22 protein-coding genes and 2 pseudogenes are annotated in these 26,384 nt (G+C 72.2%); all 24 read right to left on the minus strand.

Annotated elements, in window-relative coordinates; all coding sequences use genetic code 11:
• Position 1: 1 nt before the first annotated feature.
• Positions 2 to 1,768, minus strand: coding sequence for a MinD/ParA family ATP-binding protein (locus tag JOD64_RS05640; RefSeq protein ID WP_239559424.1), 1,767 nt, complete (start codon positions 1,766 to 1,768; stop codon positions 2 to 4).
• Between the two features lie 74 nt (positions 1,769 to 1,842).
• Positions 1,843 to 2,871: a hypothetical protein gene (locus JOD64_RS05645; RefSeq protein ID WP_204941266.1), complete on the minus strand. Its 1,029-nt coding sequence runs from the start codon at positions 2,869 to 2,871 to the stop codon at positions 1,843 to 1,845.
• 42 nt (positions 2,872 to 2,913) lie between these two features.
• Complete coding sequence (locus tag JOD64_RS05650) at positions 2,914 to 3,858, minus strand: RluA family pseudouridine synthase (RefSeq protein WP_204941267.1); 945 nt, start codon at positions 3,856 to 3,858, stop codon at positions 2,914 to 2,916.
• Positions 3,855 to 4,469, minus strand: a complete 615-nt coding sequence (gene lspA / locus JOD64_RS05655; protein WP_204941268.1) for a signal peptidase II — start codon at positions 4,467 to 4,469, stop codon at positions 3,855 to 3,857. The genes JOD64_RS05650 and lspA overlap by 4 nt, the downstream gene beginning before the upstream one ends.
• Before the next feature lie 64 nt (positions 4,470 to 4,533).
• Positions 4,534 to 4,953: a TraR/DksA family transcriptional regulator gene (locus JOD64_RS05660; RefSeq protein WP_184177075.1), complete on the minus strand. Its 420-nt coding sequence runs from the start codon at positions 4,951 to 4,953 to the stop codon at positions 4,534 to 4,536.
• A gap of 227 nt (positions 4,954 to 5,180) precedes the next feature.
• Positions 5,181 to 6,680, minus strand: coding sequence for a potassium/proton antiporter (locus JOD64_RS05665; RefSeq protein WP_204941269.1), 1,500 nt, complete (start codon positions 6,678 to 6,680; stop codon positions 5,181 to 5,183).
• A gap of 22 nt (positions 6,681 to 6,702) precedes the next feature.
• Positions 6,703 to 7,008 (minus strand): DUF167 domain-containing protein, encoded by a 306-nt coding sequence (locus tag JOD64_RS05670; RefSeq protein WP_204941270.1) that lies wholly within the window; start codon positions 7,006 to 7,008, stop codon positions 6,703 to 6,705.
• Between the two features lie 490 nt (positions 7,009 to 7,498).
• Positions 7,499 to 7,864, minus strand: a pseudogene (locus tag JOD64_RS33905) (hypothetical protein); the annotation flags it as partial.
• An 80-nt stretch (positions 7,865 to 7,944) separates the two neighbouring features.
• Positions 7,945 to 8,748 (minus strand): DivIVA domain-containing protein, encoded by an 804-nt coding sequence (locus JOD64_RS05680; RefSeq protein WP_204941272.1) that lies wholly within the window; start codon positions 8,746 to 8,748, stop codon positions 7,945 to 7,947.
• Between the two features lie 44 nt (positions 8,749 to 8,792).
• Positions 8,793 to 9,098 (minus strand): YggT family protein, encoded by a 306-nt coding sequence (locus JOD64_RS05685; RefSeq protein ID WP_030334503.1) that lies wholly within the window; start codon positions 9,096 to 9,098, stop codon positions 8,793 to 8,795.
• A gap of 30 nt (positions 9,099 to 9,128) precedes the next feature.
• On the minus strand, positions 9,129 to 9,821 hold the full coding sequence (locus JOD64_RS05690; RefSeq protein WP_204941273.1) for a cell division protein SepF: 693 nt from the start codon (positions 9,819 to 9,821) through the stop codon (positions 9,129 to 9,131).
• A gap of 190 nt (positions 9,822 to 10,011) precedes the next feature.
• A complete protein-coding gene (locus JOD64_RS05695; RefSeq protein ID WP_204941274.1) occupies positions 10,012 to 10,755 on the minus strand; it encodes a YggS family pyridoxal phosphate-dependent enzyme in 744 nt (247 codons plus the stop codon).
• Positions 10,756 to 10,764: 9 nt separating this feature from the next.
• On the minus strand, positions 10,765 to 11,880 hold the full coding sequence (ftsZ, locus tag JOD64_RS05700) for a cell division protein FtsZ (protein ID WP_110564078.1): 1,116 nt from the start codon (positions 11,878 to 11,880) through the stop codon (positions 10,765 to 10,767).
• Between the two features lie 245 nt (positions 11,881 to 12,125).
• On the minus strand, positions 12,126 to 12,944 hold the full coding sequence (locus tag JOD64_RS05705) for a cell division protein FtsQ/DivIB (RefSeq protein ID WP_204941275.1): 819 nt from the start codon (positions 12,942 to 12,944) through the stop codon (positions 12,126 to 12,128).
• On the minus strand, positions 12,941 to 14,506 hold the full coding sequence (gene murC / locus JOD64_RS05710) for a UDP-N-acetylmuramate--L-alanine ligase (protein WP_204941276.1): 1,566 nt from the start codon (positions 14,504 to 14,506) through the stop codon (positions 12,941 to 12,943). Before murC ends, JOD64_RS05705 begins: the two co-directional genes overlap by 4 nt.
• The gene (gene murG / locus JOD64_RS05715; protein WP_204941277.1) at positions 14,503 to 15,609 is read right to left on the minus strand and encodes an undecaprenyldiphospho-muramoylpentapeptide beta-N-acetylglucosaminyltransferase; all 1,107 of its coding nucleotides are present in this window, start codon (positions 15,607 to 15,609) and stop codon (positions 14,503 to 14,505) included. Before murG ends, murC begins: the two co-directional genes overlap by 4 nt.
• A complete protein-coding gene (locus tag JOD64_RS05720) occupies positions 15,609 to 17,036 on the minus strand; it encodes an FtsW/RodA/SpoVE family cell cycle protein (RefSeq protein ID WP_110564189.1) in 1,428 nt (475 codons plus the stop codon). Before JOD64_RS05720 ends, murG begins: the two co-directional genes overlap by 1 nt.
• 329 nt (positions 17,037 to 17,365) lie before the next feature.
• Positions 17,366 to 18,490 (minus strand): phospho-N-acetylmuramoyl-pentapeptide-transferase, encoded by a 1,125-nt coding sequence (gene mraY / locus JOD64_RS05725; RefSeq protein WP_204941278.1) that lies wholly within the window; start codon positions 18,488 to 18,490, stop codon positions 17,366 to 17,368.
• A complete protein-coding gene (locus JOD64_RS05730) occupies positions 18,487 to 19,884 on the minus strand; it encodes a UDP-N-acetylmuramoyl-tripeptide--D-alanyl-D-alanine ligase (RefSeq protein ID WP_204941279.1) in 1,398 nt (465 codons plus the stop codon). The genes mraY and JOD64_RS05730 overlap by 4 nt, the downstream gene beginning before the upstream one ends.
• A complete protein-coding gene (locus tag JOD64_RS05735) occupies positions 19,881 to 21,404 on the minus strand; it encodes a UDP-N-acetylmuramoyl-L-alanyl-D-glutamate--2,6-diaminopimelate ligase (protein ID WP_204941280.1) in 1,524 nt (507 codons plus the stop codon). Before JOD64_RS05735 ends, JOD64_RS05730 begins: the two co-directional genes overlap by 4 nt.
• A gap of 91 nt (positions 21,405 to 21,495) precedes the next feature.
• Positions 21,496 to 23,703, minus strand: a complete 2,208-nt coding sequence (locus JOD64_RS05740; RefSeq protein ID WP_204941281.1) for a peptidoglycan D,D-transpeptidase FtsI family protein — start codon at positions 23,701 to 23,703, stop codon at positions 21,496 to 21,498.
• Between the two features lie 3 nt (positions 23,704 to 23,706).
• Positions 23,707 to 24,315, minus strand: coding sequence for a cell division protein FtsL (ftsL, locus tag JOD64_RS05745; protein ID WP_204941282.1), 609 nt, complete (start codon positions 24,313 to 24,315; stop codon positions 23,707 to 23,709).
• Positions 24,305 to 25,414 (minus strand): annotated as a pseudogene (gene rsmH / locus JOD64_RS05750) (16S rRNA (cytosine(1402)-N(4))-methyltransferase RsmH). The gene ftsL and the pseudogene rsmH overlap by 11 nt, the downstream one beginning before the upstream one ends.
• A 204-nt stretch (positions 25,415 to 25,618) precedes the next feature.
• A complete protein-coding gene (gene mraZ / locus JOD64_RS05755) occupies positions 25,619 to 26,050 on the minus strand; it encodes a division/cell wall cluster transcriptional repressor MraZ (RefSeq protein ID WP_124817664.1) in 432 nt (143 codons plus the stop codon).
• Between the last annotated feature and the right edge of the window lie 334 nt (positions 26,051 to 26,384).

Genomic DNA, 26,384 nt, shown 5'->3' on the forward strand with positions numbered 1-26,384 from the left:
CTCACCGGGCGAACGGCTCCACCATCATCGCCGCCGCACGCAACCACGCGTCCCGGGTCTCCGGTTGGAGCTGGTGGTACTCGATCGACGAACCCGTCTCCAGCGCCGGGTCGTACGGCACCACGGCCACCCCACGGGTACGGGTGGCGAAGTGCCGCTCCAGGTCGTCCTGCAGGGTCGAGCGACCCGGGGTCGGGCAGGAGATGAGGGTGATCGCGTTGTCCGCCAACTCGCCCATGCCCTCCTCGTGCAGCAGGTCGAGCATCCAGTCGGCGCTGAACGCCGCGTCCTCACGGGGCACGGTGGTCACCACCAACTGGTCCGCGGCCTGCATCACCGTGCGCCAGTTGGGGCTCTCCACGTTGTTGCCGGTGTCCACGCAGACCACGTCGTGGGTGCGCCGCAGCAGCTCCAGCACCCGTCGGACGGTGAACTGGTCCAGTCGCTGGGCGAAGCGCGGGCTCTCCTCGCCGGCCAGCACGTCGTACGAGCCGTCGGAGGCGTGCCGCAGGTAGTCGTCGAGCCGACCCAGCAGCGTCGAGTCCTCCAGGATCTCGATCTGGGCCAGGTCGGTGATCAGGTGACGGATCGTCCGGGCGTGCCGGGCGCTGCCGGCCCGCAGCCCGAGGGTGCCGCGCAGCTCGTTGTCGTCCCAGGCCAGCACGCCCTGCCCGCGCACGCTGCCGACCGTGGCCGCGGCGAGCACGGTGGCGGTGGTCTTGTGCACCCCTCCCTTGGGGTTGGCGAAGGCGAACACCCGGGGCGTGCCCAGGTCCCGCCGGAGCACCCCGTTGGCCCGCTCCTGCTCCGGGTCGACGGCCTGCGGGCGCCACTCGACCTGGGTCGGGTAGGCACGTTCGGCGATCGCCGAGCCGACCGCCGGGGCGGGTGGCGGCGCGACCGGCGGGGCGGGTGGGGGTGCGACCGGCGGGGCAGGTGGGGGTGCGACAGGTGGGGACGGCGGCGCGACCGGAGCGGGTGCCGGATAACCGGTCTCGGGCTGGTACCCGGTCTCCAGCAGCGCGTACCGCGACTCCACCGCCGGGTCGCCCTGCCGGTAGCCGTTGTCCAACAAGGCGTAGCGCGACTGGACCGGCTCGGAGCCGCGCGCCGGCGGCTCGGGCTCGGCCCGGTACGTCGGCTCCGGCTGGTAACCCGGCTCAGCCCGATAACCCGGCTCAGCCCGATAACCCGGCTCAGCCCGATAACCCGGCTCAGCCCGATAACCCGGCTCAGCCCGGTAGCCCGGCTCCGCGCGGTAGCCCGGCTCAGCCCGATAACCCGGCTCGGCCTGGTAGCCAGGCTCAGCCCGATAGTCCGGCTCAATGCGGTAGCCCGGCTCAGCCCGATAACCCGGCTCAGCTCGGTAGCCAGGCTCAGCCCGATAGCCCGGCTCAGCCTGATGACCCGGCTCAGTGCGGTAGGCCGGCTCCGAGCGGTAGTCCGGCTCGGCCCGGTACCCCGGCTCCGCCCGGTAGGCGGGGTCGACACGGTAGGTCGCCTCGGCCCGGTAAGCGGGCTCCGCGCCGTACGACAGCTCGGCCGGATGTCCGATGGCGGATGCCCGTCCCGCGTACCCGTTGGGGGCCGCGCGGCGCGGCAGCGGGTCCGGCGGCGTCTCGTCGGCGTGCCGGTCCGGCTCGGCCGGCTCCGCGCCGCGACCGCCCAGCCGGGCACGGTCCAGCAACGCACGCCACCGCGGCGCTGGTTCGGCCGGCCGGCCCCAGCCGGTCTCACTGCCCTCCACGGCCCGCCCTCCCAGCGCCATCGATCTCCGTCTGACAGGCTACGAACCAAACCCTATTCGGACCACACCTCAGAACGCACACCAGCCGACGCAGATCACGACGACGTGGGCGTCGGCAGCTCGGTGGCGGTGGCGTCCGGCGAGGTGGCGACGCTCGGCGGCACCGACTCGGTCGGTGCCGGCGCCGAGGGTTCGGGTGACGGAATCGTCACGACCGGTGCGGGTTCCGACGATTCGCCCATCGACGCCGAGGGCGCCGACGTGCTCGGTGCCGGCTCCGACCGCTCGCCCGGGGTGGTCTCCGGGCTCGGCCCGCTGTCGGCCGGGGGGCGCACCACGTCGTGCTGCTCGGGCAGTGGTGGCGTGAAGACCGTGCGGTCCAGCCGGTACACCTCGGGGGCGGGGTCGACCGCCCGCACGTCCGGCCGGGCGGCGACGCCGCGCAGCACCACCGGCGTCGCGCGTACCACCGCCGCGTAGACGCAGGCGCATCCGGTGCGGTACGCCGCGGCCTCGGCGGCCGCCACGTCGGCACCGCTGGCGTAGCGGGCACGCAACTCCCGCTCGCCCACACCCGCGCCGTCGACCGCGGCGGCCCTGGCCCGGTAGTCGGCCGCTTCGGTCTCCTTGCGGGCCGCCACCTCGTCCATCCCGGCGACCACGTCGTCCGGCACCCGCAACGCGGGAATCTTGACGATCTCGGTCTGCCGCCCCGGCAGCGGAACCCGCCCGAAGACGGTCGAGAGCGGAACGTCGCCGAGCACCGTCGCCAGACGCTGCGGCGGCAGGTACGCGACGAGCGTGACCAGCGCGTAGGTCCCGTCCTCGGCGGCCGGGGCCGATGCGGGCAGCGCGGCCAGGTCGGCGGCGGCGGACCGCAGGTAGCCGGGCACGGAGTCGCCGTCGGAGACTCCGACCCGGGTCACCTCGCCCACCGTCCGGTCGCCGACCGGGGTGTCGTCGACGGCCCAGACCGCGGTGCCCAGCACCGCCGCCGCGGAGAGCACGGCTGCCCAGGTGAGCACCCCGGACCGCGCCGACCGGTCGCCCAGCCGGGCCACGGCCCGGGTCAGCGGCGGCAGCAGCTGTTGGTCCAGCTGCCGCAGCAGTTTGCCGGCGCGCACGGGCGGGATCCCCTCGTCGGATCGGTGTCGGGCGGTCGCCGCTCAGTCACGCAAGATCTGTAGCGCACGTTCCAGATCGTCAGGGTAGTCGCTGACGAAGCGGACCTCGTCCCCCGTTCGGGGGTGCAGGAAGCTCAGTTCGCGGGCGTGCAACCACTGTCGGGACAGGCCGAGACGGGCCGACAGGGTGGGGTCGGCACCGTAGGTGAGGTCGCCCACGCACGGGTGCCGCATGGTGGAGAAGTGCACCCGGATCTGGTGGGTCCGACCGGTCTCCAGTCGGACGTCGACCAGGCTGGCCGCCGGGAACGCCTCAAGGGTGTCGTAGTGGGTGATGCTCGGCTTGCCGCCGGACACCACCGCCCAGCGGTAGTCGTGGGTGGGGTGCCGGTCGATCGGCGCGTCGACCGTGCCGCGCAGCGGGTCCAGGTGACCCTGCACCACCGCGTGGTAGCCCTTGTCCACCTCGCGGTACTTGAAGGCCCGCTTCAACGCCGTGTACGCGTGTTCGCTCTTGGCCACCGCCATGATGCCGGTGGTGCCCACGTCGAGCCGGTGCACCACGCCCTGCCGCTCGGCCGCACCGCTGGTGGAGATGCGGTGCCCGATCGCGGCGAGGGCGCCGATCACCGTCGGGCCGGTCCAGCCGGGGCTGGGGTGCGCGGCGACGCCCACCGGTTTGTCGACCACCACGATGTCGTCGTCGGCGTAGACGACCCGCAGGCCGGGCACCGCCTGCGGCACGATGGTCGGCGGCGCGACCGGGGCGGGCAACGTGACGTCCAGCCAGGAGCCGGCCTTGACCTTGTGCGAGTTGGGCCGGGCGGTGCCGTCGACCAGCGCGTCCCCGGCATCGACCAGGGCCGCGGCGGCGGTGCGGGAGAGCCCGAACAGCCGTGCCACCGCCTGGTCCAGTCGCATGCCGTCGAGGCCGTCCGGAACCGGAAGGGAACGGTGGTCGCCGCCAGCGGCGAACGCGGAGGTCATGCCCGCTCCCGCTGGTCGGTGGCCTGCGCTGCGTTCGTCTCGAGCGGGTCGCCGTCGCGGCCGGCCCGCCGGCCGTCCCGCTGGCGGCCGGTCAACTCCAACAGCACGGCCAGCAGCACACCGCAGACCAGCGAACTGTCGGCCAGGTTGAACACCGGCCAGACCTGGCCGTACGGGTCGAAGAGGCTGATCATGTCGACCACGTGCCCGTGGAAGGGTGCGGGTGCTCGGAAGATCCGGTCGACGAGGTTGCCGAGCGCGCCACCCAACACCAGGCCGAGGGAGATCGCCCACGGCAGCGAGCGCAGTCGCAGGGCCATCCAGATGATCCAGCCGACCACACCGATGGTGATCAGCGGGAAGACCCAGGTGTGGTCCGCGCCGATGCTCCAGGCGGCACCGCTGTTGCGGGTCAGACTCAGGTAGACGAACCCGCCGAGCAGCCGGACCGGCTCCCGGTCGGTCAGCGCGGCCAGCGCGAGGTGCTTGGTGACCAGGTCGGCCAGCAGGGCCACCAGGGCGACTCCGGCCAGAATCACAACGGCCCGAGGCCGGCGTGTGCCGCCACCCGGGTCGGTGCGGCCGGGTTCGGCGGACGGTACTGCGGTCATGCGCTCCCCATCGACAGTCTCGGCGGTGATCGCTCACCGTCTCATCGCCGCCGGGGAACGGACCTCAGCGCCGCTCCTCCAGCTGCTTGCACGTCACACACTGGGTGGCCGACGGGAAGGCGGCGAGGCGCTCGACCGGGATCGGATTGCCGCACCGCTCGCACCAGCCGTAACCACCCTCGTCGAGACGCTCCAGAGCGCGCTCGACCTGTGTGATCCGTTCCAGAATGCTGTTGGCGAGAGAGATCTCCTGCTCCCGCTCGAGCGTCTTCGTGCCCGTGTCGGCCTGGTCGTCCCCGGCCGAGTCGGTCAGCCGATCGCGCTGCAGCTCGGTGATCTCACTCAGCGTCTGATCGTACTCGGCGCGAAGCTCGTCCCGTCGCGCCGCCAGCGCCGCCCGGATCTTCTCGGTCTCCGCGGTGCTGCGGGTGGCCTTCGCCGCCGGCTTGCGCCCGGCGGTCCTGGTGTCGGCTGGCTTCGCCATAGGTCGCTCCCTCGGCCGGGGAGCCGCGTGGTCCGCGGCGCCTGGTCAGGGGGCGCCAACCACGGCGTCCCCTATATGTACGAAAAGGGGCGCACGGCGACGATGGCCGCGCACTCCGGAGGTTGGCAAGAATACGGAACGTACAGGCGTCCGACAACGTGCCGCACCGTCGCACCGCTTAACCGCCCCTAGCCCTGCCTAACTGGGGCAAAGGGAACGCTAGCAGATCAACCGACTGCCTCATCCCCGTACTCGCCAAACCATCGGGCCAGCCGACCTCGCCGGCTGACCGCCCGCAGCCGCCGTTCAGCGGCGTCCCGCACCCCGGCGGTCGCCACGATCAGCAGGCTGTCTCCAGTCTTCAGCCGGGTGTCCGGTCCGGGCACGAAACCCACCCCGTCGCGCAGCACCAGCGTTACCGACGCGCCGACTGGAAGCCGCAACTCGTCGACGTGCACACCCGCCAACCGCGAGCCCGGCGGCACCTCCAACTGGAGCAGATCCGCCCGCATCCGCTCCAGCGGCGCGGTCTCCACATGGATCTCGGCCGCCTCGGCCGGCGCGGTCACCCCCAACCAACGCGCGAACGGCCCCAGCGCCCCGGCCTGCACCAGCGTGAAGATCACTACCAGCACGAAGACCACGTCGAAGAGACGCTCCGCACCGGGCACCCGTTCGGAGAGCGGAATGGTGGCCAGCACGATCGGCACCGCCCCGCGCAGCCCCGCCCAGGACAGGAACGCCTGTTCGCGGAGGCCGACGCGGAACGGCAGCGCCGAGACGGCCACCGACAACGGCCGGGCCAGCAGCACCAGGGCCAACCCTGCTACCACCGCGGGCAGCACGGCCGCGTCCAGCCGACCCGGCGAGGCCAGCAACCCGAGCAGCACGAACAGCCCGATCTGGGCGAGCCACGCGAGCCCGTCCGCGAAACCGAGGATCGCCTGCCGGTGTGACAACCGGGCGTTGCCCAGCAGCACCCCGGCCACGTAGACGGCGAGGAACCCCGAGGCGTGCAGCACCGCCCCGGCGGCGTACGCCAGCACGGTGATGCCCACCGCCGCGATCGGGTAGAGCCCGGCCGAGGGCAACGCGGCCCGGCGCAGCGCCCAGGTGCCGGCGACGCCGGCGCCCACGCCCACCGCCGCACCCACACCCAGCTCGTAACAGACCAGCCCGACCTCGTACCACCACGGGTGCGCCCAGCCCTCATGGGACAGCAGCACCACCAGCAGCACCGCCGGGGCGTCGTTCATGCCCGACTCGGCCTCCAGGGTCGCCACCAGCCGGGGCGGCAGCCGCAGCCGGCGCAGGGTCGCAAAGACGGCCGCCGCGTCGGTGGACGAGAGCACCGCGCCGTAGAGCAGCGCCAACCGCCAGTCCAACCCCAACAACAGGTGTACGGCGACGCCGACCACCACGATGCTGACGATCACGCCGACCGTGGAGAGCGCGGAGGCCAGCCCGAGCACCGGACGCAGGGTGGTCCACCGGGCGGTCAGGCCACCCTCCGCGATGATCACGATCAGCGCGCAGAAGCCGAGGGCCCGGGTCAGCTCGACGTCGTCGAAGCGGATACCCAGCCCACCCTCGCCGATCGCCACGCCCAGCGCCAGGTAGACGAGGAGGCTGGGCACGCCGAGCCGGGTGGAGAGGCGCACCGCGCCGACGGCGACCAGCAGCACGGCCGCACCGAGCAGCAGCGCGATATCCAATCCGGGCGTCACAGCAGCCTGGCCTGGGCGTTCCTCACTCGGCGGATCCGTCGCGCAGTCGGCGCAGCACCTCGGACAGGTCCGGGCTGGGCCGATCGACGAGGAAGAGCTTGTCCCGACTGGCCGCGCCGGTACGCAGCGACACCGCCGACCGCCGGATGCCCAGCGCAGCCGCGAGGGCCCGGCGGGCCGCCTCGGTCGCCCGACCGTCGACGGCCGGGTCGTGCACCGCGATCACCAGGGCGGGCCCGTGCGGACCATCGAAGCGGCCACCCACCCGGTCCCGAGACGCCCCGGGCTTCACCCGTACCGCCACGGTGAGCGTGTCCTGCGTGGGCACCGGTGCCGCTTCAGATCGGCCGGGCGTCGGCGAGCAGGGCGGTGGCCGGCGCACAGTCCGCACACGGAGTGAAACCGAGTTCGGCGGCCTCGGCGACCGGCAGCGACTCGGGCACCCGGCCAACGAGATGTGGGCAGCTGGCGAGGTGGTAGCGAGGGCGACCGTCGATCACCTCGACGACATCGGGGAGTCGTGCCACCCGGGCCGCCTCGGCGGGGGTGACCAACTGCTCGGCCGGCTCGTCGGTTGGCGAAACACCGTGCTGCGGGGCGTCGTCGGTCGACGCCGCGGGCGGCGGAGCCGGGCTGACGGGAGAGGACGCGTCGGCGGCGGGAGCCACGAAGGGCGCCCCCTGGTCGAACGGCGGCGCGTCGTCGACACGTGGGTCGAACGGCGGCGCGTCGTCGACACGAGGGTCGAACGGCGGCGGCTCGTCGACGCCCGGGTCGAACGGCGGCGGCTCGTCGACGCCCGGGTCGAACACGGGCGCATCGTCGACGGGTGCCGCACGGTCGACCGGCGACACGGGTGGTTGCCGCCACCCGGTGCCGCCGGTACCAACCGTCGTGGGCACGTGCTGGACCGGCACTTCCGGCTCGACCAGCGGCGGCCCGTACGCGACATCCGGCGGGGCCTGGCTGGCCGTGCGGGGTGCGTCGGGGTGCCGCCGGCCGGTCCGGCCGGGACCCGCCGTAGCGCGGTTGGTGGCTGCCTGGCGGGCGCCCACCACCAACGCCACGGCAGCCAGCAGACTGGCCGCGATGGAGATGATCAGCATGAAGCTGGAGCCACCGGCCAGGCCGAGCACCAGTAGCACCACCGCGACGAGGATGAGCAACAGACTTGCGACTATCACGGCTCACCCCCGCCGCGTCGTACCGTCCAGGCTAGGCCGGCGACCGTCACCATTGGCGGAGAGCGATCGCCGGCCGGTGCTCAGCGTCCGGATTCGAGGGCGCCGGAACGCCCGCCGCCGCCGTACGAACCGGCGAGGCCCGCTGCGGCCAGCCCGTTGCCGCCGGCGACCCGGCCTGCCTCGGAGCGGGTCATCTCGGCTTCGAGGCCCTGGCCGCGACCGTCGAGGTCACGCAACTGGCTCTCGAGGTACGCCTTGAGCCGGGTGCGGTACTCGCGCTCGAACTGCTTGAGCTCCTCGATGTGCTTCTGCAGAGCCGTGCGCTTGGCGTCCAGGCCGCCCATGGCCTCCTGGTGCCGCTGGCGAGCGTCCCGCTCGAGGGCGTCGGCCTTCGCGCGAGCCTCGCGGGTCACCTCCTCGGCCTTACCGCGGGCCTCGGACAGCAGCTGGTCGGCCTCGCGACGGGCGTCGGACACGTGGTCGTCGGCGGTGCGCTGGGCCATCATCAGCACGCGCAGGGCCTGCTGCTCGCCGTCACCGGTGACCGCGGGGCCGCCGGTTGCGCGGACCTGCTCCAGCTCGGCCTGCATCGCGCGGGCAGCCTGCTCGGCCGCCGACTTGTCGCGCTGCACCCGGTCCAGTTGGGCCTTGACGTCGTTGAGCTCCGCCGCGAGTCGGGCGTCGCCGCCGGGGCCTGCGGGGGCGCCGCCACGGCCGCCGCGCTCCACCTGGGCGCGCAGCTCGTTGTTCTCCTCGATGAGACGGGCGAGCTCGCGCTCAACCTCGTCCAGGAAAGCGTCGACCTCCTCCTCGTCATACCCCCGCTTGCCGATCGGCGGCTTTTTGAAGGCGACGTTGTGGACGTCGGCCGGGGTCAGCGGCATCGAAACTCCTCGGGTCAGTTGCGGCCGCGAAAGCGCGTCGGTCATCAGGCAGATGCCCTGATCGACGGCCCTAACACGAACTCCATCAGCACGAACAGGATAACCAGGAGCACAAGGGAGGCCAGGTCGATGCTCACGGTACCAATTCGCAGCGGAGGGATCACACGCCTCAACGCGTTGAGAGGGGGATCAGTGACGCTCCACACGGATTCCAATCCTGCCGATGCGCCACGCCCCGGTTGCCAGCGACGGCCGTACTGCAGGACGGCGCTCAACACGAACCGGGACAGAAGCAGAAGCAGGAAGACATAAAGGATCAGGTACAGCACTTGCAGTAAGATCGACAACACGGTCAGCGACGTCCCTCGGGTCGGGCGGGGTCAACTCAGACTGAAAAAGCCGCCCTCAGCGATCTTGGCCTTGTCCTCAGCGGTGACCTGGACGTTGGCCGGTGAGAGCAGGAACACCCGATTGGTCACGCGCTCGATCGTACCGCGCAGGCCGAACGCCAGACCGGCGGCGAAGTCCACCAGACGGCGGGCATCGGCCTCATCCATTTCGGTGAGATTGATGATCACTGGGACGCCGTCGCGGAAGTGCTCGCCGATGGTGCGCGCTTCCCGGTAGGTGGTCGGGTGCAGCGTGGTGATCTGGTAGCGCTGCTCCTCCTCGGGCAACGCCCGCTCCCGCGACGTGACCTGCGGCGCGAGCGCCAGGTTGTCACGGGTGTGGTAGGTCAGCGCGCCGGAGGTCTCGCCAGCCGACGACCGGGTGATCGATCGAACGCTGGACCGCTCGGCCCGCTCCGGACGCTCGCCGTCACCACGCTCGGACTCGCTCAGCCGCCCGCTCGCCCGCTCGGAGAGTCGACCCCGCTCACTGGCGCGTGGCCGGGGAGCCGGCGGCTCCTCGGTGTCGTCCTCATCCTCGTCGGTGAACTCCTCGGCGTACCGGCTCTGCCGGTACCGCGAGTCGCGGTAGCCACCCTTGTCGTAGCCACCGTCGTCGTAGGCCCGCTCGTCGTCCTCTTCGACCAGACCGAGCCAGACCCCCGCCTTGCGCAGTGCACCCATCCCGCGCCCTTCCGTCCGCCGTGCGGCACGCGCCCCCGTGCCATGTCGCCCGTCGCGAGTGGACAACCATGCCCATCGGACCAGAACGGCAATCCCCCGGCACGCGATTCGCGTCGCGCGCCACGACCCCCGACTAGGAGACGCCGCCCCTGAAACAACACTGATGTAATTTGCATGTCTCGCGGTCAGGCTACCGCAGCGTGGGACGCATTCCGAGCAACGCGCTACCGACGCGGACATGTGTCGCGCCGTATCGGATCGCGATTTCGAAATCTCCGCTCATTCCCGCGGACAACGCGGTGGCTCCCGGATGGACCGCCCGAAACGCGCCGGCAACCTCCGCGAGTCGGGCGAAGGCCCGGTCCGGCTCCCAACCCAGCGGAGCCACCGCCATCAGACCGACCAGACGCAGCCCTGACCCCTCGGCCACCGCCTCGGCCACCGGCTCCAGGCCGGCACCCGGATCGGCCGAACCGGGCAGCGCGCCGCCCCGGGCCGCGTCGCCGTCCAGGCTCACCTGGACCATGGCGTCGAGCGGCGACTCCCGGTCGGCGGCCGCGGAGGCCAACGCCCGGGCCAGCCGGACACTGTCGACGGAGTGCACCGCGTCGGCGTAGCGGACCACCGAGCGGGCCTTGTTGCGCTGCAACTGACCGATGAAGTGCCACCGGGGACGCACCCCGGCCGCAGCGACCTCGGCGGCCTTACCGGCTGCCTCCTGGTCGCGGTTCTCCCCCATGTCGGTCACCCCGAGCCCGGCCAGCGCCAACACGTCGCTGGCCGGGTAGGTCTTCGTCACCGCGATCATCGTGACCTCGGCGCGGTCCCGGCCGACCTCCGCGCAGGCGTCGGCGATCCGGGTCCGGATGTGGGCCAGGCCGGCCGCGAGTTCGGCGCGCCGGTCCGGTCGTACCGTTGCTGAGCTGTCGGTCATCGGCGGTGCTCAGGACCCGTTCTTGAGGAAGTCGGGAACGTCCACGTCGTCGAAGAGCACGCGGCGCGGCGACTGGGCCGGAGCCGGGTTGGTGGCCGGTGCCGGCACCGGCGTGCTCTGCGGCGCCGGTTGGTTGGTGTTGGTCTTGCGGGTCGGCTCAGCCGCCTTGTAGGCGGGAGTGCCGCCGTCGAAGCCCGCCGCGATGACCGTCACCCGCACCTCGTCACCGAGCGCGTCGTCGATGACGGCGCCGAAGATGATGTTGGCATCCGGGTGGGCGGCGTCGGTGACCAGCTGGGCCGCGTCGTTGATCTCGAACAGGCCCAGGTCCGACCCACCGGCGATGGAGAGCAGCACACCACGCGCGCCGTCCATGCTCTGCTCCAGCAGCGGGCTGGAGATGGCCGCCTCGGCCGCCTCGACCGCGCGGTTCTCCCCGCGGGCGCTGCCGATGCCCATCAACGCGCTGCCGGCACCGCTCATCACGCTCTTGACGTCGGCGAAGTCCAGGTTGATCAGACCCGGGGTGGTGATCAGGTCGGTGATGCCCTGCACACCCGAGAGCAGCACCTGGTCGGCCGTGCGGAACGCGTCCATCATGCTGATGTTGCGGTCACCCAGGGCCAGCAGCCGGTCGTTCGGGATCACGATCAGCGTGTCGCACTGGTTGCGGAGTTCGTCTATCCCCGTCTCGGCCTGCACCTGGCGGCGCTTGCCCTCGAAGGAGAACGGCCGGGTCACCACGCCGATGGTCAGCGCGCCGAGCTTACGGGCGATGTTGGCCACCACCGGCGCGCCACCGGTGCCGGTGCCGCCGCCCTCACCACACGTCACGAAGACCATGTCGGCGCCCTTGAGCACCTCCTCGATCTCGTCGCGGTGGTCCTCGGCGGCGTTCTTGCCGACGTCGGGGTTGGCGCCGGCGCCCAGGCCCCGGGTCAACTCACGGCCGACGTCGAGCTTGACGTCGGCGTCACTCATCAGCAGCGCCTGGGCATCGGTGTTGATCGCGATGAACTCGACGCCCTTGAGCCCAACCTCGATCATCCGGTTGACGGCGTTCACGCCGCCGCCCCCGATGCCGACGACCTTGATGACCGCCAGGTAGTTGTGCGGAGGTGTCATCTCCGGTCCTTTCCTTCGAGATTGGCTTCGGCCGACCGGGTACGGCGTGGCCAGACCAGCGGCCGACGACATCTGTCACCAGCGACGATCAGAGGTGAACCCTCACCCTCTACTAGAGGCTTACAGTTATGTCAACCACTGATCCTCTTCGGGGCAACGTAAGCGCCACCGCGCGATGAGCCAAGGACCCGACCGGCGTGTCGCCGACCCGAGCGCGACGGGTCACCTCCGCGCGCGCTCCCCGGTCAGCGAAAGGTCACCACATCCGGCGCGCTCACGTCGATCCGGGCGGCGTCCTCGTCGAGCAGTGCGGTGGCCACCCGGGCCTTGTCCGGCCCCCGGGTCGCGTCGCCCCAGACCACCGTCCGGTCGCCCCGCAACCGCAGGCTGATCCGGGCCAACCCCTCCACGTTCACGTCCACGAGCTCCGCGCGCAGCTCCGGGGTCAGGGCGACGAGGACCTCCAGCCCGGCCCGGGTGCCCGGGTCGTCCGCGGCCGGGCGAGCCACCGTCACCTGCGGCAGCTCGGCGGGGCGTCGGTCCACCGTCCGGAACGCCACCCCACTCCGGTCGATTAGGGCGAACGTCTCCCCCTGCGGCACCGCGGCCACCGGGGTCCGCTCGGTCACCCGCACCACCAGCGTGCCGGGCCAGTCCCGGGACACCGTGGCCCGCTCCACCGCCGGCAGCGCACCGACCCGGTGAGCGGCGGCGGCGAGGTCCACCCGGGCCAGCGGCACTCCGTCCGGCACCCCGACCGCGTCGTGCACCTGCACCGGGGTGACCAGGCCGGCACCCTCCACCCGCACCTCCCGGACCCCGAACAGCCCGGTGCCGAGCAGCGTCCAGGCGACCAGCCCGGCCAGCGCGAGCACCCCGGCGGCCACCGCCCAGGGCAGCGCCGCACGCATGCGACGCTGCCGGGCACGGGCCATGAACCGGCGGGTCGAGGGCGGTACCGCGTCACGGCCCGCCCGGACCAACTGCCAACGCCGGGCCGGACCACGACGGGGGGCGCCACCGTCGGCGGCGCTGGTCCGCCCTCGGGCCGGGCCGGGACTCATCCGGCCATGGGCGCCGTGCCACCGGGCGCGGCGGTGCCACCGAGGGCCGCACCGTCGCCCCCGGCCGTGGTCCCACCCGGCACCGGATCACCGATCGCCGGGGCGGTGGCCACCGGGTCGACGGTCGCGGTCGGAGCGGGGCCGGCGGTCCGCGCACCCAGCGCGGCCAACAGTTCGTCGCCCATCAGCGAGATCGGCGGGGCGCCCATGGTGACCACCACGTCGCCCGAGCGGGCGCGACGGGCCACCTCGACCGGTGCCGCCTCCCACGAGTCGACGAAGACCTTCTGCTCGGCGGGCAGATCCACCGCCGCGATCAGCGCCGCCGAGCCCTCGCCGGGCTGACGCAACTCACCCGGCCCGAAGACCTCCAACAGCACCACCTCGTCGGCGATGGCCAACGCCTCGGCGATCTCCGCCTGGTTGTCGCGGGTGCGGTACAGCCGGTACGGCTGGAAGACGACGATCAGCCGGCCGTCCCCGGCGACCTCGCGCAGCGTCTGCATCGCCAACGTCATCGAGGTCGGGTGGTACGCGTACTCGTCGTAGACCAGCACGCCGTCCACGACACCCTTGCGCTCGAAGCGCCGTCGCACTCCGGGGAAGACCGCCAGCGCGGCCTCTGCCGCCTCCAGCGGCAGTTCCAACAGGTACGCGGCCAGCACCGCGGCGGCGCTGTTCAGCCCCATGTGCCGCCCCGGCACCGGCAGCCGGAACTCGCCCAGCGAGCGGCCGTCGATCGCGGCCAGGTAGCGCACCCCCCGTGCGGAGGAGACGATCTCGGTCAACCGAAGGTCGGCGTCGGCCGCCTCGCCGTAGGTGAACACCTGCCGCCCCTCGGCGCGCAGGCTCTCCGCCAAACGCCGACCGCCCGGGTCGTCGGCGCAGGTGATGATGAACCCGTCCGGGTCGGTGAGGCGGGCGAACTCCACGAACGCCGCCTCCAGCGTCGCGTAGTCGCCGTAGGTGTTCAGGTGGTCCGCCTCGACGTTGGTGATGATCGAGACGTACGGGCGGTAGATGAGGAACGAGCGGTCACTCTCGTCCGCCTCGACCACGAAGTGCTCGCCGGTGCCGTGGTGGGCGCCCGAGCCGACCTCGGAGATCTCCCCGCCGATCACGAAGGACGGGTCCACACCGGCCTGCTGGAGCACCATCGTCACCATCGAGGTGGTGGTGGTCTTGCCGTGCGTGCCGGCGACCGCCACCGCCCGGCGGCCGGTCATCGCCGCGGCGAGCGCCTCCGAGCGGTGCAGCACCCGCAGCCCGCGCCGACGCGCCTCGACCAACTCCAGGTGGTCCTGCGGAATGGCCGAGGAGTAGACGACGGTGTCCACGCCGTCGAGGTTGGTCACCTCGTGGCTGAGGTGGATGGTGCCGCCGAGCGCCCGCAGGCCGGCCAGCGACGGCCACTCCCGCAGGTCGCTGCCGGAGACCCGGATGCCACGGGTGAGCAGCAGCCGGGCCACGCCGAGCATGCCCACCCCACCCACTCCGATCAGGTGGACGGCGCCCAGGTCCTCGGCGGTGAGCGTGCCGGCCGGGGTGAACTGCGCGGTCATCGGGCCACCGCCTCGATGACGAAGGACCGCAGCGCCTCGTCACCGTCGCGCCGCCCGTACGCTGCCGCGGCGGCGCCCATCGCGTACAACCGCTGCGGGTCACGGATGAGCGGAATGACGGTGCGCTCCAGCCAGTCCGGAGTGAGCTCCGCGTCGTCGACGAGCAGCCCTCCCCCGGCCTCCACCACGGGCAGCGCGTTGCGCCTCTGCTCCTGGTTGCTGTGCGGGTACGGCACGTAGATCGTGGGCAGCCCGATCGCGGCCACCTCGGCGACGGTCATCGCCCCGCCCCGGGCCAGCATCAGGTCGGCGGCGGCGTAGCCCAACTCCATCTCGGACAGGTACGGCAGCGTCACGTACGGCACCGGCAGGTCGGTGGGGATCGGCACCGGCTCGTTGCGGGCGCCCATCACGTGCAGCACCTGCACGCCGTTGCGGGCCAGCTCCTTGGCCGCCCCGGAGACCGCCAGGTTGATCGAGCGGGCGCCCGACGAACCGCCGGAGACGAAGAGCACCGGCAGGTCGGGGCGGAGCCCGAAGTGGGCGCGGGCGGCGTTACGCAGCGCGTACCGGTCCAGCCCGGCGATGGTGCGGCGCAGAGGCACCCCGACGATGGTGGCATCGCGCAGCGACTCGGCCTGGCTCGGCTGGTGCGGGAAGCCGACGGCGATGTTCTTGGTGAACTTCATGCCCAGCCGGTTGGCCACGCCCGGTGGCACGTTCACCTCGTGGATCACCATGGGCAGCTCCCGGCGCCAGGCGGCCAGGTAGGCCGGCACCGAGACGTACCCGCCGAAGCCGACGACCACGTCGGCCTTCACCTCGTCGATCACCTTGCCGGCGGCGCGGGCCGCGGTCCACATCCGGCCCGGGGTACGAACCAGGTTCATGTTGACCGACCGGGGCAGCTGGTACGCCGGGATCTGCCGCAGCTCGTAGCCGTGCGGCGGAATCAGGTCGTTCTCCATACCGCGTGGTGTGCCAAGGCAGGTGATCCGGACGCCCGGGTCGTGTCGGCGCAGGCAGTCGGCGAAGGCGAGCAGCGGGTAGACGTGCCCACCGGTGCCACCTCCCGCGAGCACCACCGAACGCAGCGGACCCATCAGCGTCTCCTCTCGCTCGCCGTACCCCCGCGGCTCCGGTCCTGTCGGACCCCGCGCGGCGCGGCCTGGTCGTCGTGGCGCCGCTCGCGGGACCGGGGCACGGACCCTCGGCCGGCGGGCGGCGTCGCCGGTCGGCGGCGCCGGCCGGGAAGCGGCGGCAACGGGGCCCAGAGTAGTCGGACCCACCGGGCCGGCGGACGGGCATGCAGTGCTCTGGCCGCATCGGGTTCGGCGCGGGCGAAAGATGCCAGCATCCCGATGCCGGCCAACGTCACCACCAGGGCACTTCCGCCGTCGGAGATGAACGGCAGCGGCAGGCCGGTGATCGGCAGCAGCCCGACCACCCCACCGATGTTGATCACAGCCTGGCTGACCAGCCAGGTCGTCACCGCGGCGGCGGCGAGCCGACGGAACGGGTCGTCGACCCGCCGGGCGATCCGCAACCCGGTGTACGCGAGGACCGCGAACAGGCTGAGGATGACGACACACCCGATCACGCCCAGCTCCTCGGCGATGATCGCGAAGATGAAGTCGTTGTGCGCCTCGGGCAGCCAGTCCCACTTCAGGCTGCCCTTGCCCAGCCCCACGCCGAACCAGCCGCCGTGCTCGATGGCCAGCCGACCCTGGTAGACCTGGTAGCACGGGTCCCCGCACTTGTCCGGCGGCGGCGCGTTGAGAAAGAGCGTCAGTCGCGCCAGGCGGTAGTTGTCCGCGCCCTTCTCGCCGGAACCGGCACCCAGCGAGGCCACCGCGATGAGCAGGCCGACACCGAGCAGTCCGACCACCGTCAGGGCGCCGAAGACCCGCATCCGCACACCGGCGGCCCAGAGCAGGCCGACCACCAGGGCCAGCAGGCAGAGCATGGTGCCCACGTCGTTGTAACCGACCAGGACGAAGAGCAGGCCCATCACCGGGAAGAGCGGGGTGGCCAGCTCCCGCCACCAGCCCAGCGCGGCGCCCTTGCGGGCGATCACGTGCGCGCCCCACAGCACCAGCGCGAACTTGGCCAGCTCGGAGGGCTGCACCTGGATCCCGCCGATGAACAGCCAGAGCAGTCGTGCCTCGATCGGGCCGATCCGGGCGGAGTCCTGGTCGGTCAGCCGGGCGTAGGCGAGCAGCAGGTTGAGCACCAGCAGCAGCGCGATCGAGGTGAACAGCAGCGGCCGGCCCAGCGATCGGTAGGTGCTGGCGGGCAGTCGCTGGCAGGCCCAGAACACCACGATGCCGATCACCGCGAAGATGGCCTGCTTGGTCACCGAGGCCGAGGCGTTGCCGTCCTCGGCGTAGTCCTTCACGCTGGTCGCCGAGAAGACCATGGTCAGCCCGATCAGCAGCAGCAGGCCGGCGCAGGACAGCAGCAGATAGTAGGAGGCCAGCGGCCGGTCCAGTAGGCCGCGCAACGCGGCGAGCCCGCTGGCCGCGTCCATCCCGCGCAGCGGCACGGAGGGTGCCGGTTCCGCCTCCCGCGGTGCCGCACCCGGCTCGGGGCCGCGCACGTCGTCCGGGGGCGCGCTGGCCTCCGCGGTACGCGCCGCGCCCGGTGACCGTCGCGGTCGACCGGCTGTCCTGTCGTCGGTGCCTGGATCCTCCCCCACCCCGACATCATCACCGCTAGCCGCGCCCGGCGGGCCCACAACGCCACCCCGGGCGTGTCGAGGCCCCCTCCTCCCGCCGACCTTGCACTTTCGGCCCCGACGGAAGCCACAGATAGGGGCATTCCGGGGGCCGAAAGTGCAAGATCGCGGAGAGCGGGGGGTCAGGTCATGTTGGCGAGGAACTCGCTGTAGAACAGGCCCAGGGCGATGGCCACGCCGATGCCGGCGATGATCCAGAAACGCACCACGATGTTGACTTCGCTCCAGCCGGCCAACTCGAAGTGGTGTTGCAGGGGCGACATTCGGAACACCCGTTTACCGGTGGTCTTGAAGGAGATGATCTGGATCACCACGGACATCGTGATGATCACGAAGAGCCCACCGATGATCGGCAGCAGCAGGATGGTGCGGGTGGACATCGCCATGCCGGCGATCAGGCCGCCCAGCCCCAGCGCCCCGGTGTCGCCCATGAAGATCCGCGCCGGGGACGTGTTCCACCAGAGGAAGCCCACACAGGCCCCGGCCGCCGCCCCGGCTATCAGCGCGATCTCCAACGGATCCCGGACGGCGTAGCAGTACGGCTGCTTGTAGCTCGGGTCGGCGCACCAGTGCCGGTACTGCCAGAACGCGATCAACGCGTACGCGGCGAGCACCATCACCGAGGCACCGGTGGCCAGACCGTCCAGGCCGTCGGTGAGGTTGACACCGTTCGTCGCAGCCATCACCACGAAGATGAAGATGATCACCGCGCCGACCTTGCTGACCTGCAGGGCGTCGATGTCCCGGATGAAGCTCAGCGTGGTGCTGCCCACCGTCTCGGTGTTGGTCGCCCTGCCCGTCGCGTCGGTCATCGTGCTCGGGAAGTAGAGGGCGACCACGCCGAAGACCGCGCCGACCAGGATCTGACCGAGCAGCTTGCCGCGCTTGTTCAGACCGGCGCTGTTGCGCTTGCGCACCTTGAGGAAGTCGTCGATGAAGCCGACCGCGCCGGAGAAGACCATCAGCCCCAGCAGGACCAGCGCGGTGATGGTCGGCTCGACCTGGGCGATCTGCAGGTCCGGCAGGGTGGTCAGGGCCAGGTGCCCGGCCACGTACGCGATCACCGTGGCCAGGATGAAGACCACGCCACCCATCGTGGGCGTGCCCTTCTTGCCCTGGTGCATGGCGGGGCCGTCGGACCGGATCGGCTGACCGGCCTTCAGCCGGGTGAACACCTTGATCGCGATCGGGGTGCAGAAGAGCGAGACGAGGAAGGCCACCCCGATGGCGACGATGACCGCCCTCATCGGGTCGGCTCCCCGTCGGCGTCGGCGCGCAGGGCGTCGGCCACCTCCCAGGTCCGATACCGGGAGCCCTTGACCAGGACGACGTCACCCGGTCGTAGTTCGCCCCGCAGCACCTCGACGGCCGCCGCCTGATCGGTGAGCAACACCGACTCTCCTCCCCAGTTCGCTACCGCTGTCGCGCCTTCGTGGATCGGCGCGGCCGGCTCGCCCACCACGAGCAGCCGGTCGACACCCAGCTCGGCCACGAGCTGGCCGACCTCGGCATGGCCGTCGTACTCGAACGGGCCCAGCTCGGCCATGTATCCGAGCACCGCGACGGTACGCCGTCCCTGACCGATGCTGGCCAGCGCCCGCACCGCGACCGCCATCGAGGCCGGGTTGGCGTTGTACGAGTCGTCGATGACGGTCACCCCGTCCGGACGGTCGAAGACGTCCATCCGACGGGTCGAGACCAGCCCCAGCTCGCCGAGGGCCGCGGCCAGGTCGGCCAGCGGCATGCCCAGCTCCCGGGCCACCGCCGCCGCGGCGAGCGTGTTCCCGACCTGGTGCCGACCGGTCAGCCCGAGCCGCACCGAAACGCGGCCCTCCGGGGTGACCAGGGTGTACGACGGGTGCCCCCGCTCGTCCAGCGTGACGTCCTCGGCGCGCACGTCGGCGTCCGGGGCCTCGCCGTAACGGACCACCCGGGCCCCGGTGCGGCTCGCCATCGCGTCCACCCGGGGGTCGTCGGCGTTCAGCACCGCCAGCCCGTCCGACGGCAGGGCCTCGACCAGCTCGCCCTTGGCCAGGGCGATGTTGTCCTGCGAGCCGAACTCGCCGATGTGGGACGTGCCGACGTTGAGCACCACGGAGATCCGGGGCGGCACCAACTCGCAGAGGTACCGCACGTGCCCGATCCCGCGCGCGCCCTTCTCCATCACCAGGTAACGGGTGTCCGGTCCGGCCTGCAGCGCGGTGTACGGGTGCCCCAGCTCGTTGTTGAACGAGCCGGGCGGCGCCACCGTGGCTCCGAGCCGGGTGGTGAGCTGACCGATCAGGTCCTTCGTGGTGGTCTTGCCGGACGAACCGGTCACGCCGATCACGGTCAGCTCGGGCAGCCGGTCCACCGCCGCGCGGGCCAGCCGGCCCATCGCGGTCAGAGCGTCGTCGACAAGCACCATCGGCACCCCGGGCACCTCGCGGGTGCCGAGCACCGCCACCGCCCCAGCCTGGATCGCCGTCGCCGCGTAGTCGTGCCCGTCGACCTTCTCGCCCGGGAAGGCCACGAAGAGCGAACCGGGCACCACCTTGCGCGAGTCGAACTCCACCGAGCCGGTGACGCCGGCGGCCGGGTCGGCGCCCACCAGCCGCCCGTCGACCGCGGCGGCCACCTCGGCCAGGCTCAGCGCGATCACCGCTGACCCGCCGGGTCGGAGAAGCGGGCCCGCAGCGCGTCGGCCAGCTCGACATTGTCGTCGAACGGAAACACCTCGCCCGCCACCTCCTGGCCCCGCTCGTGCCCCTTGCCGAGCAGCGCGATCACGTCGCCCGGCTCGGCCAGCCGCACCGCCTCGTCGATCGCGGCCCGCCGGCCCGCCACCTCGATGATCCGGGCGGCCGTCGCGGCCGCGTACGCCCCGGCGAGCACCTCGGCGCGGATCTCCGCCGGGTCCTCGGTCCGCGGGTTGTCGTCGGTCACCAGCACCACGTCGGCTCCCTCCGCAGCGGCGGCGCCCATCACCGGGCGCTTACCCCGGTCCCGGTCACCGCCGGCACCGATCACACAGATCAACCGGCCGACGCTCAGCTCGCGCAGCGCGGCCAGCGCGGCCACGATCGCGTCCGACTTGTGCGCGTAGTCGACGACCCCGCGCACCGGCCCGACCGAGTCGACCAGTTCCAGCCGGCCGGGCACACCACCGCAGGCGGCCACACCGTCGGCGGCGGTCGCCGGGTCGACCCCGGCACCGACCAGCACGGCGATGGCCAACAGCGCGTTGGCCACGTTGTGCCGGCCGGGCAGCGCCACCCCGGCGGACAGCACCACACCGTTCGGGCCGTGCGCGGTGAACCGCTGGGCGTACCCCTCGCCGCCCACGCCGTCGGCCCACCAGGTCGCGCCCTGGTCGCCTGCGGCCGAGTAGGTGACCGTCGCGGGCTTGTGCAGCGGCTTCAACGCCGGGTCGTCGGCGTTGAGCACCTCGACCGCGCAGCGCCCGTCGAAGAGCTGGGCCTTCGCGGCGAAGTAGTCGTCGCGGTCGGCGTGGAAGTCCAGGTGGTCGGAGCCGAAGTTGGTGTAACCCCCGACGGCGAACCGGACACCGCCCACCCGACCCATCGCCAGGGCGTGGCTGGAAACCTCCATGACCACGGCGGTGACGCCACGCTCGCGGGCGGTGGCCAGCATGGCGTGCAGGTCGGTCGCCTCGGGGGTGGTGCGCACGCTGTCGATCACCAGATCACCGAGCCGCGTCTCCACCGTGCCGATCAGTCCGGTGGTGTGGCCAGCGGCCCGCAACCCGGACTCGACCAGGTACGCCGTGGAGGTCTTTCCGGCGGTGCCGGTCACCCCGATCACGGTGAGACCCTCGGTCGGGTCGCCGTAGACGGCCGAGGCCAGCTCGCCGAGCACGGCACGCGGGTCGGGCACCACCAGGACGGGCAGGCCGCTCCCCGCCGCGAGCTGCGCACCCGCCGGGTCGGTCAGCAGGGCCACGGCACCCGCCTCGGCGGCGCCGGCGGCGAACTCCGCGCCGTGCCGACGGGCACCGGGCAGCGCCGCGTAGAGGTCTCCGGGGTGGACCTCGCGACTGGCGTGGGTGGTCCCGGTGACGACCACCGTGGCGGCGTCCGCCGGGAGGTCGACGGCGAGTCGGACGGCGAGGTCACCGAGCCGGACTCCGGTCACGGTACGTGGACGTGGATTGCCGGGCACGGCGTCAGACCCTACCCGGTCGTCCGGTCCCGGCCGTACAGCCGCCCCGGTGGTTCGTCGGCACTCACCGATGATGTCCCGCCGTCGCTGCTCAGCGCGGATAGACCACGAACTTGGGTGCGGAACCGCCGGTGGACGGCGGCACGCGATAGTGACGCAGGGTGAACTGCATCATGTCGCGGAACGCCGTGTTGGCGACCGCCGCGCCCCCACCGCCGGGCGCGTACGCGAAGACCGCGATCACGTACCGGGGGTTCTCGGCGGGAGCCATGCCGATGAAGGAGGACACCTTGTCGGTGTCAATCTTGCCGTTGACCACCCGCGAGCCGGTGCCGGTCTTGCCGGCGACCCGGTAGCCCGGGACCGCGGCGGTCACGCCGGTCGCGTGGTCGACCGTGGTGACCGCCTCCAGCATGGTGCGCAGGGCTGCCGCGTTCTGCGGGCTGAGCACCGACCGGGTGATCGGAGCCGGCGCGGGCGTGCGCTTGCCGTCCGGGCTGATCACCTCCTTGATGAGGTGCGGCTGCACGTACGTGCCGTTGTTGGCGATGGCGGCGTACGCGGCGGCCATCTGCAGCGGTGTGGCGTCGACGCTGTGCCCGATCGGCACCGACCCGTGCGACGATCCGCTCCACTCGTCGGCCGGCAGCAGTCGCCCGCTGGCCTCCCCCGGCATCCCCTCGCCGGTCGGCTTGCCCAGCCCGAACCGCTTCTGGTAATCGATCAACCGGTCCTTGCCGAGCTTCTCGGCGATGGTGATGGTGCCGACGTTCGACGAGTAGGCGAGCATCCCGGGGATGCTCATCCGTTTGCCGTCGGCCGGATGCGTGTCGGAGAACCAGGTGTCACCCATCTTGATGTTGTTGGCGATGGGCAGCGTGGTGTCCGGGGTGATCACCCCCTCCTGCAGGGCCGCGCCGTAGGTGATCGCCTTGTGCACCGAGCCGGGGTCGACGACGAAACTGGTCGCCGCGTCCTCGCGGGCGACCGGGTCGCTCGGCAGCGGCTTCGCCGCGCTGTAGGTGGGATTGCTGGCCTGGGCCAGGACCGCACCGGAGGGAATCTCGATGATCACGGCCGCGCCGGTGCCGCCGCGCAGCTTGGCCATGCCCTCGCTGAGGATCTGCTGCGTCCGGAACTGCAGGTCACGATCGATGGTGAGGGCCAGCGAGCTGCCCGGCTTGGCGGGTGTGGTCCGGCTGTAGCCACCCGGGATCGCCGCGTCGAGGTCACGGCGGCCGGCCTCGTACACCCGCTTGCCGTCCTGCCCGGCGAGCACGTCGTCGTAGCGGGCCTCCAGCCCTTCCAGCCCGGCCATGTCCTGACTGGTGAAGCCGATCAGGTTGGCCGCCAGGTCACCGCCGGGCACGTCGCGGCGTTCGTCGCGGTGCACCCCGATCCCGGGCAGCTCCAGCGCCTGCACCTGCTTGGCGGTCGAGATCTCCACCCCCCGGGCCAGGTACACGAATCGGGACGCGTTGCCGCTCTCCAGCTTGCGGGGCTTGAGCAGCTCGGCGAGCTTCGACGCCGGGATGGCGAGCAGCGGTGAGAGCGCCTTGGCGGTGCCGGCCTGGTCCTTGACCTCGGTGGGGTCGGCGAACACGTAGCGCGCCTCGACGCTGCGGGCCAGCGGCGCGCCGGTGCTGTCGTAGATCGCTCCCCGCGGCGCGGGTAACTCGACCGTGCGGGTGCGGGCGGCGGTGCCGCCGCCGGCGTACGCCGGGGTGTCGACCGCCTGGAGGAAGATCAGCCGAATTCCGATGGTGGCGAACAGTGTCAGGGCGAGCGCGGTACCCAGCCGCAGCCGCAGCCGCGAGTCGGCCAGCTTCGGCGGGCGCGGTGGCTTGCGGGACGGCCGCCGGGCCGCCGGGCGGTCGGTGCGCCGAGGTGCGCGCGGCGTGGTCCGGCGACGCGGCGGCGGCTCGTCGACGCCCGGCCCACGGGGGGTACGCGGCGCGACGGTGCGCACCACGCCGCCACGTCCAGCGGCCGGGGCGTCGCGCCGACCGGCCCGGGCGGCGGCCCGACCGCCGTCGAGCACCTGCAACGCCGGCCGAAACGGGTCACCGGACCGGGTGCTGCGCGGCGTACGCCGTTGCTCGGCGCCCACACTGCGGGGTGGGGTGCCGCGCTCCTCGCGGACGGTCCGGCCCCTCGGCGTGTACGCCCGAGCGCCGGAGATGCCCCCGATGCCCGACTCGCCGTTGCGCGGCTCGCCGTCGGTGGGGCCTGCCTCACGTGAAGAACCGCGCCGGGCCCCTTTGGGGTCCCGGCGCGGCTCGTCCGACCTTGGTGCCACCGGTCAGCCTCCCGCACCCTGACTGGTCACCGACGGCTGGCCGCTCGCCGGCTGCGGCACGCCCAGAGGCAGCTTGCCGTCCGGCAGCCGGACGAAGCCCGGCTCGCCGGCGTCCACCAGACCCAGCCGCCGCGCCTCGGCGGTCAGGTTGCCCGGCGCCTCGCGGTCGGCGATCTGCTTGTCGAGCTGCTGCTTCTCCACGTCCAGTCGAGCCTGCTGCTGCTGCAGCCGCTCCAGCCGGAACGCGTTCTCATTGATCTTGGTGTTGACCGCCAGGATGCCGAGCACCCCACCAACCACCAGCACCACGATCAGTGCCGCGAACGGCGCGCGCGGCACCGACACCGGCGGCGGCGGCGCCACCCGCAGCCGCGGCGGGCGGGCGCTGGCGGCGCTGCCGGCCTTCTCGACCGGCCGCAGCGCGGCGGCGCCCTGGGTCGGGAACTCGCGCGCCCCCCGGGCGCGAGTCTCCCCCTGCCGGTTCACTCGATCGATGCGTGGCGTACCGTTTCCGAGGCGCGGAGCCCGCTCCGCCGCGGTCCGGCCCCCCGACCGCGGTGCGCGCTGCCCGCCGCCGGTGACGTCCCGGCGGTCGCGCTTGTCAATGTTCATGTCCCTCCCCCTCAACATCCGTCCCTCTGCCGTCCCGGCGCCCCTGACCCCCCACGGATCAGGCGGACCCGGTGCCCGGTTGGTGCATTCCCTTCACCCGTCGGCGAGACCGTTCGCGGTCGGTCCGCCCAAGCTCTGTCGCATTCGGGTCGAGCCGTTCCGCTGCCCGCAGCCGCACCGATGCGGCGCGCGGGTTCGCGGCGACCTCCGCTTCCCCGGGCAGTTCCGCGCCCCGGCTGAGCAGCCGGAACGTCGGACCCGACCCGGGAAGCTCGACCGGGAGGTCGATCGGGCCCTTGTTGCGGACCCGATCCGCGAGCGCCACCTTGGTGAGCCTGTCCTCCAGCGAGTGGTAGGACAGGACCACCATGCGACCGCCCACGGTCAGTGCGTCGAGTGCGGACGGCAACGCTGTCTCCAGCGCTGCCAGCTCTCTGTTTACCTCGATCCGTAAAGCCTGAAACGTTCTCTTTGCCGGGTGTCCACCCGTTCGTCGGGCTGGTGCCGGAATCGAGTCCCGAACCAGCTCCGCCAACAGGGCCGACGAGGTGATCCGGGCACGTTCCCGCTCCCGGATGATCGCCGAGGCGATCCGGCCGGCGAACTTCTCCTCGCCGTAGACCCGCAGCACCCGGGCCAGGTCCGGATGCGCGTAGGTGTTGACCACCTCTTCGGCGGTCACCCCCCGGGTCTGGTCCATCCGCATGTCCAGTGGAGCGTCCTGGGCGTACGCGAACCCGCGGTCGGGCGCGTCCAACTGCAACGACGAGACACCCAGGTCGAACAGGATCCCGTCGATGCCCGGATAGCCCAGCCGCTCCAACACGTCGGGCAGTTCGTCGTAGACGGCGTGCTCCAGGTGCACCCGATCGGCGAACCGGGCCAGCCGGACCCGCGCGTGAGCGAGTGCCTCGGTGTCCCGGTCGAGCCCGATCAGGACCGTCTCCGGGTGCGCCTCGAGCACCGCCTCCGCGTGCCCGGCCAGGCCCAGCGTCGCGTCGACGTGGACCGTACGGCCGCCTCGACCCAGCGCGGGGGCCAGCAGCTCAAGACACCGCTCGAGCAGCACCGGCACGTGCGTGCCGCGCAACTCCCCCATGTTGACCCCCACTGGTTGAAACGTCCGTTCTCCTCGTGCGCCTGTCGTCGGACGGCGCTGCCGTCGTACCGCCAGATCCCCATCCGCTCCCGCCGGACACCGGATCGTCGCCCGATGACTGGATCGTGCGCCTGGCACCGGGGAAGTGATGCCAGGAACTCGAAAGCGGCTGGAGATCTCGCAGTACGTCGGGCGCCGTTCGCCCTACAGACCGCCGGGCAGCACCCCCTCCTCGATGTCGGCGAAGTCGTCTTCGCTGTCGGCGAGGTAGGTCTCCCAGGCGACCTTGTCCCAGATCTCCACCCGCGTGCTCGCGCCGATCACCACCAACTCGCGGTCCAGCGCGGCGTACGCCCGCAGGTGGGCGGGAATGGTCACCCGGCCCTGCTTGTCTGGAACCTCGTCGTGCGCGCTGGCGAAGAAGACCCGGCTGTAGGCCCGGGCCGCCTTGTGCGTCATCGGCTGCGCGCGCAACTGCTCCGCGATTCGCTGGAACTCAGGGGTCGGGAAGACGTAGAGGCAGCGCTCCTGCCCTTTGGTGACCACGACACCCCCCGCCAGCTCATCCCGAAACTTGGCCGGAAGGATCAACCGGCCCTTTTCGTCCAGGCGTGGAGTGTGGGTGCCGAGGAACATCGGCCCTTACCCCCTCGCCCCTGAGCGGCGTTCGCGGCGCCGCTGACCCCCCGGGCCGGTGAGCCCTCCCGGCCTCACCATTGGTCCCCACTCTACTCCACTTCCCTCCACCTGCAACCAGAATCGCCCGCGTGGCGTGCCCGATGGGAGGGCAAAAGCGCACGTCACAAGGGGTGGAGTGGAGTGGAGGGGCACGGCGCCCCTCCGGCGTGGTCCGCTTTCCGACATAGATCGACTCCGTCCGGCCGACGCCCACCTGGCCGCCCGCGCGGCCACCACGGCCGAACGGTTCACCGTCGGCGGCGATCTGGTGAGGCGGGCGGTCCGGTAACCT

This window comes from Micromonospora luteifusca, from assembly GCF_016907275.1.
GTDB lineage: Bacteria > Actinomycetota > Actinomycetes > Mycobacteriales > Micromonosporaceae > Micromonospora > Micromonospora luteifusca.